This window comes from Pseudomonas sp. SDO55104_S430 (assembly GCF_054070595.1).
On sequence record NZ_JBSVXG010000290.1, the window covers coordinates 1 to 6,126 of the forward strand.

The 6,126-nt window shown below is 60.9% G+C and carries 7 protein-coding genes; all 7 read left to right on the forward strand.

All coding sequences use genetic code 11. From position 1 onward, the window contains the following. Nucleotides 1-454 precede the first annotated feature (454 nt). Nucleotides 455-1,303 carry a transporter substrate-binding domain-containing protein gene (locus ACW9JE_RS27725; RefSeq protein ID WP_457434570.1) on the forward strand — a complete coding sequence of 283 codons (849 nt, stop codon included), beginning with the start codon at nucleotides 455-457 and terminating at the stop codon, nucleotides 1,301-1,303. Between the two features lie 52 nt (nucleotides 1,304-1,355). Beyond that, a complete protein-coding gene (locus ACW9JE_RS27730; protein WP_224539975.1) occupies nucleotides 1,356-2,018 on the forward strand; it encodes an amino acid ABC transporter permease in 663 nt (220 codons plus the stop codon). 9 nt (nucleotides 2,019-2,027) lie between these two features. Continuing rightward, nucleotides 2,028-2,690 carry an amino acid ABC transporter permease gene (locus ACW9JE_RS27735; RefSeq protein WP_224539973.1) on the forward strand — a complete coding sequence of 221 codons (663 nt, stop codon included), beginning with the start codon at nucleotides 2,028-2,030 and terminating at the stop codon, nucleotides 2,688-2,690. Beyond that, nucleotides 2,687-3,481: an amino acid ABC transporter ATP-binding protein gene (locus ACW9JE_RS27740; RefSeq protein ID WP_224539971.1), complete on the forward strand. Its 795-nt coding sequence runs from the start codon at nucleotides 2,687-2,689 to the stop codon at nucleotides 3,479-3,481. The genes ACW9JE_RS27735 and ACW9JE_RS27740 overlap by 4 nt, the downstream gene beginning before the upstream one ends. A gap of 29 nt (nucleotides 3,482-3,510) precedes the next feature. Then, nucleotides 3,511-3,900 (forward strand): RidA family protein, encoded by a 390-nt coding sequence (locus ACW9JE_RS27745; protein ID WP_457434571.1) that lies wholly within the window; start codon nucleotides 3,511-3,513, stop codon nucleotides 3,898-3,900. 144 nt (nucleotides 3,901-4,044) lie between these two features. After that, nucleotides 4,045-4,809 carry an IclR family transcriptional regulator gene (locus ACW9JE_RS27750; RefSeq protein WP_457434572.1) on the forward strand — a complete coding sequence of 255 codons (765 nt, stop codon included), beginning with the start codon at nucleotides 4,045-4,047 and terminating at the stop codon, nucleotides 4,807-4,809. Nucleotides 4,810-4,848: 39 nt separating this feature from the next. Next, nucleotides 4,849-6,066: an amino acid deaminase gene (locus tag ACW9JE_RS27755; RefSeq protein ID WP_457434573.1), complete on the forward strand. Its 1,218-nt coding sequence runs from the start codon at nucleotides 4,849-4,851 to the stop codon at nucleotides 6,064-6,066. Nucleotides 6,067-6,126 lie beyond the last annotated feature (60 nt).

A 6,126-nucleotide genomic window follows, 5' to 3' on the forward strand; every position in this document is an offset into this window, starting at 1 on the left:
GTTTTCGCGTCGTGCACTGGATTTGAGTACGACACGAAACCTGTGGGAGCGGGCTTGCCCGCGAAGACGGCCTGCCAGCCGCCCCAAATTTTCCGGATATACCAAGCCCATTGTGGGAGCGAGCCTGCTCGCGATGGTCGTCAACGATAACCCTGGATTTCTGATTCCCCGCCGTGTTCTTGCGTCCATCGCGAGCAAGCTCGCTCCTACAGGTATCGTGCGCAAGCGCACCATTTGTGAACAACCTACCCGCCGACGTAGCCAACGGTAGCGCTACGCCATCGTCCCTTTCGGTAACACCGATTCTTCGTTTCAACCCATCTATCTGATTCAAAACACTTTTCAATCTCCCCTACATTCCCCACCGAAGCTGTGGCACACTTTCTGCTGTCTGTTCCGTTGTTACATACCAACTTCCGGTATAGCGGAATAAACATCATCTGGAGTGCTTGCCATGCATCACCGTCCTTCCTTGTTCAAAGCGTGTGTTCTTCTGTTCGCAGCCTCTGCTGCTGCCGTGGGCGTGGCCCAGGCGGCGGACAGCAAGCTCGATAGCGTTCTGGCCCGCGGCAAAGTAATCGTGGGTACCGGCAGCACCAATGCGCCTTGGCACTTTCAAGGGGCGGACGGCAAGTTGCAGGGCTTCGATATCGATATCGGGCACATGATTGCCAAGGGGCTGTTCAACGACCCGGACAAGGTCGAGTACGTGGTGCAGTCCTCCGATGCGCGGATTCCCAACCTGCTGACCGACAAGGTCGACATCAGCTGCCAGTTCATCACCGTGACCGCCAGCCGTGCGCAGCAGGTGGCGTTCACCCTGCCGTATTACCGCGAAGGTGTGGGCCTGCTGTTGCCGGCGAACAGCAAGTACAAGGAAATCGACGACATGAAAGCGGCCGGTGACAGCGTCACCGTGGCCGTGCTGCAGAACGTGTATGCCGAAGAGCTCGTACACCAGGCGCTGCCCAAGGCCAAGGTCGATCAGTACGACAGCGTCGACCTGATGTATCAGGCGGTGAACTCGGGACGCGCGGACGCTGCCGCCACCGATCAGTCGTCGGTCAAATACCTGATGGTGCAGAACGCCGGCCGCTATCGCAGCCCGGCCTACGCCTGGAGCCCGCAAACCTATGCCTGCGCGGTCAAGCGTGGCGATCAGGACTGGCTGAACTTCGTCAACACCACCTTGCATGAAGCCATGACCGGCGTTGAGTTCCCGACTTACGCGGCATCCTTCAAAAAATGGTTTGGTGTGGACTTGCCGACTCCGGCCATCGGTTTCCCAGTCGAATTCAAATGATCCCGTGAGAGCGGGGCGGTCCTGAATCGCCCCGCTCAAGGTACTGCCGACCATGAACTATCAGTTGAACTTTGCCGCCGTGTGGCGCGATTTCGACACCTTGCTGGCGGGGCTCGGTCTGGGCCTGGAGCTGGCGCTGGTGTCGATCGCCATCGGCTGCGTGATCGGCCTGCTGATGGCGTTTGCTTTGTTGTCGAAGCACCGCGCGTTGCGGGTGCTGGCATCGGTGTATGTCACGGTGGTCCGTAACACGCCGATTCTGGTGTTGATTCTGTTGATTTACTTCGCCTTGCCGAGCCTGGGCATCCGTCTGGACAAGATCCCTTCGTTCATAGTCACCCTGTCGCTGTATGCCGGGGCCTACCTGACTGAAGTGTTCCGTGGCGGTCTGTTGAGCATTCCCAAGGGCCAGCGTGAAGCGGGCCTGGCGATTGGCCTGGGCGAGTGGCAGGTCAAGGCTTACGTCACCGTACCGGTGATGTTGCGCAACGTACTGCCGGCCCTGTCGAACAACTTCATTTCGCTGTTCAAGGACACCTCCCTGGCGGCCGCGATTGCGGTACCGGAGCTGACCTATTACGCGCGCAAGATCAATGTCGAAAGCTACCGGGTGATCGAAACCTGGATCGTGACCACGGCGCTCTACGTGGCGGCCTGTTACCTCATTGCCATGATGCTGCGATACCTCGAACAGCGTCTGGCGATTCGCCGATAGGAGCCCGCAATGTACGAATCCCCCAGTTGGTTGCATGAGTTGTGGGTGGCCCGCGACGTGTTGTGGCAAGGCTTTTTGACCAGCGTGCAGTGTTCGGCCCTGGCGATTCTGCTGGGCACCGTGCTCGGTGTGTTTTCCGGGCTGGTGCTGACCTACGGCAAGTTCTGGATGCGCGCGCCGTTTCGTTTCTACGTCGATGTGATTCGCGGTACGCCAGTGTTCGTACTGGTGCTGGCGTGCTTTTACATGGCACCGGCGCTGGGCTGGCAGATCAGCGCATTTGAGGCCGGTGCATTGGGGCTGACATTGTTCTGCGGCTCTCACGTTTCGGAAATCGTCCGCGGAGCTTTGCAGGCATTGCCTCGCGGCCAGATGGAAGCGAGCAAGGCGATCGGCCTGACGTTCTATCAGGCGCTCGGCTACGTGCTGTTGCCCCAGGCGCTGCGGCAGATCCTGCCGACCTGGGTCAACTCGTCCACCGAGATCGTCAAGGCCTCGACCCTGTTGTCGGTGATCGGAGTGGCCGAGCTGCTGCTCAGCACCCAGCAGATCATCGCCCGGACCTTCATGACCCTTGAGTTTTACCTGTTCGCCGGATTTCTGTTTTTCGTCATCAACTACGGCATCGAGTTACTCGGCCGGTACATTGAAAAGCGGGTGGCCTTGCCATGACTCAGACTCAAACCAACGCTCAAAACGGCCAACCCTTGCTGGACATTCGCGGCCTGCACAAACGTTACGACCAACTCGAAGTGCTCAAGGGTGTCGACCTGACCATGCAGCGCGGCAACGTCGTGACGCTGATCGGCTCCAGCGGCTCGGGCAAGACCACTTTGCTGCGCTGCGTGAACATGCTCGAGGAGTTCCAGGGCGGGCAGATCCTGCTCGATGGCGAGTCCATCGGTTATGACGAGGTCAACGGCAAGCGCATTCGCCACGCCGAAAAAGTCATCGCTCGTCATCGCGCCATGACCGGCATGGCGTTCCAGCAATTCAACCTGTTCCCGCACCTCACCGCGCTGCAGAACGTCACCCTGGGCCTGCTCAAGGTGAAGAAGCTGCACAAGGACGAGGCGGTGGCGCTGGCCGAGAAATGGCTGGAGCGAGTCGGCCTGCTCGAGCGTCGCGATCACTACCCGGGCCAGTTGTCTGGTGGCCAGCAGCAGCGCGTGGCGATCGCCCGGGCCATTGCGATGAACCCGAGCCTGATGCTGTTCGACGAAGTGACCTCGGCGCTGGACCCGGAACTGGTCGGTGAAGTGCTCAACGTGATCAAGGGCCTGGCTGACGAAGGCATGACCATGCTGCTGGTGACCCACGAAATGCGCTTTGCCTTCGAGGTTTCGGACAAGATCGTTTTCATGAATCAGGGGCGTATCGAGGAGCAGGGGCCACCCAAGGAACTGTTCGAACGCCCGCAATCGCCGCGTCTGGCTGAATTTCTCAAAAGCACGCGGTTTTAAACACTCAATTTCAATCAGGAGAAACACTCATGAGCATTACTCGTTACGGCACCGGCAGCAGCGCTGCAGGCGGCACGCCTAGGCCTTTCGCCCGTGCCGTTGAAGCCGATGGCTGGCTGCACGTTTCCGGGCAGGTGCCGGCGCTGGACGGCGAGATCATCAGTGGCGGCATCGTCGAGCAGACCCACCAGACCATGAGGAACCTGATCGCGATTCTTGAGGAAGCCGGTTACGGCATCGAAGACGTGGTGCGTGCCGGCGTGTGGCTGGACGATCCGCGGGACTTCACCAGTTTCAACAAGGTCTTCGCCGAGTACTTCAAACCCGAACACGCCCCGGCCCGGGCCTGCGTGCAGGCGAGCATGATGGTCGACTGCAAGGTCGAGATCGATTGCATTGCCTACAAGAAAAAGGCCTGAGATTTGCGGTGAATTGTTCGCGGGCAAGCCTTGCTCCTACAGGTTTTCACCGTCTGTAGGAGCGAGGCTCGCCCGCGAAGGCGGCCTAACAGTCAAAGCAGCACTCTGGGTAAACTCCCGGTACTTTGTATGGGAACCACAGACATGACCGAAGACACCATCAAGCGCCGGGCACGCGGCCTGGACCGGGCGTTCGATATCCTCGATTTCCTCAAGGAAATCGGCCAGCCCCTGCGACCGAACGACATCGCCAACGGCATCGGCAGCCCCAAATCCACCGTCTATGAACTGGTGGCCTCGCTGCTGGAACGACGGATTCTGGAACCAGTGGGCAAGGACGGTCACGTTTACCTCGGCCGTCAGCTGTACTTCCTGGGCCAGGCGCACCTGCGCCATTTCGACCTGACCCGCGAAGCCGATCATGCCTTGCAGGAAATCGTCAGCCAGACCCGGGAAACCGCGCAGATGTGCCTGCTCAACGGGCGCAAGTACACCGTGGCGCTGATGAAGGAGGGCGAGCGGCATTTCCGTATTTCCTCGGACATCGGCGAAAACGCCCCGATCCCCTGGACCGCCTCCGGGCGCCTGTTGCTGGCGCACATGAGCGACCAGGCGATCGTCGACCTGATCGACGAGGACGATTTCATCCTGCCCAACGGCGAACGCCTGCCGCTGGAGCAGTTTCTGGGCGAAATCCGTCAGGCCGGCATCGATGGCTTTTTCTCCTTCGACAGCGTGGCCGACACCTTTACCCATTGCTTCGCCGCCCCGGTCAAAGACCCCAGCGGCGTGGCCATCGCGACCCTGTGCATCGTTGCCCCAAGGGCTGATGCCAAAACCAACTACAACGATTACCGTCGGGTGCTGATCGAAAGCGCGAACAGCCTGGCCCGACGCATCAACGAATAACAGCGGCTGCCCGCAGCCGCGAATGTGAGGAGTTCGACCATGTCTTCTGCCCCCAATACTGCCGCCGTGGAAAAGGGCTTTGCCCAGACTGGCGCCAACCTGGTCCGCGACGTCAGCCTGCCGGCCTTGGTGCTGCATCGCCAGGCGCTGGAACACAACATTCGCTGGATGCAGGACTTTGTCAGCAATAGCGGCGCGGAACTGGCGCCCCACGGCAAGACCAGCATGACCCCGGCGCTGTTCCGTCGCCAACTGGACGCCGGCGCCTGGGGCATCACCCTGGCCAGCGCTACGCAAACTCGCGCGGCCTATGCGCATGGGGTGCGTCGGGTATTGATGGCCAACCAACTGGTGGGCACGCCGAACATGGCGTTGATCGCCGACCTGCTGGCCGATCCGACTTTCGACTTCTATTGCATGGTCGATCACCCGGACAACGTCGCGGATCTGGGCACCTACTTCGCCTCCCGCGGCGTGCGCCTGAACGTGATGATCGAATACGGCGTGGTGGGCGGCCGTTGCGGTTGCCGCAGCGAGCAGGAAGTCATCGACCTGGCCAAGGCCATCGCCGCGCAACCGGCATTGGCTCTGACCGGCATTGAAGGCTACGAAGGGGTGATCCACGGCGATCACGCCATCAGCGGTATCCGCGCCTTCGCCCAGTCGCTGGTGCGTCTGGCGGTGCAGTTGCAGGACAGCGGCGCTTTCGCCAACGCCAAGCCGATCGTCACGGCCTCAGGTTCGGCCTGGTACGACCTGATCGCCGAGGAGTTCGAGGCGCAGAACGCCGCCGGACGTTTCCTCAGTGTGCTGCGTCCGGGCAGCTACGTGGCTCACGACCACGGCATCTATAAAGAAGCGCAATGCTGCGTGCTCGACCGTCGCAGCGACTTGAACGAAGGCCTGCGCCCGGCGCTGGAAGTCTGGGCCCACGTGCAGTCGTTGCCGGAGCCGGGTTTTGCGGTGATCGCCCTGGGCAAGCGCGACGTAGCCTACGACGCAGGCCTGCCGGTGCCGTTGCTGCGTTACAAGGCGGGCGTGGTGCCGGCCAAGGGCGATGATGTCGGCGGCTGCAAGGTGACGGCGGTGATGGACCAGCACGCGTTCATGACCGTGGCGCCCGGGGTTGAGTTGAAGGTGGGCGACATCATTTCCTTCGGCACCTCGCACCCGTGCCTGACGTTCGACAAGTGGCGCACGGGGTGTCTGGTGGATGAGCAGTTGAATGTCATCGAGAACATGGAGACCTGTTTCTAAGGCTCGGATACCGAGTTGCTGCCTTCGCGGGCAAGCCTCGCTCCTACGGATCACACCAAC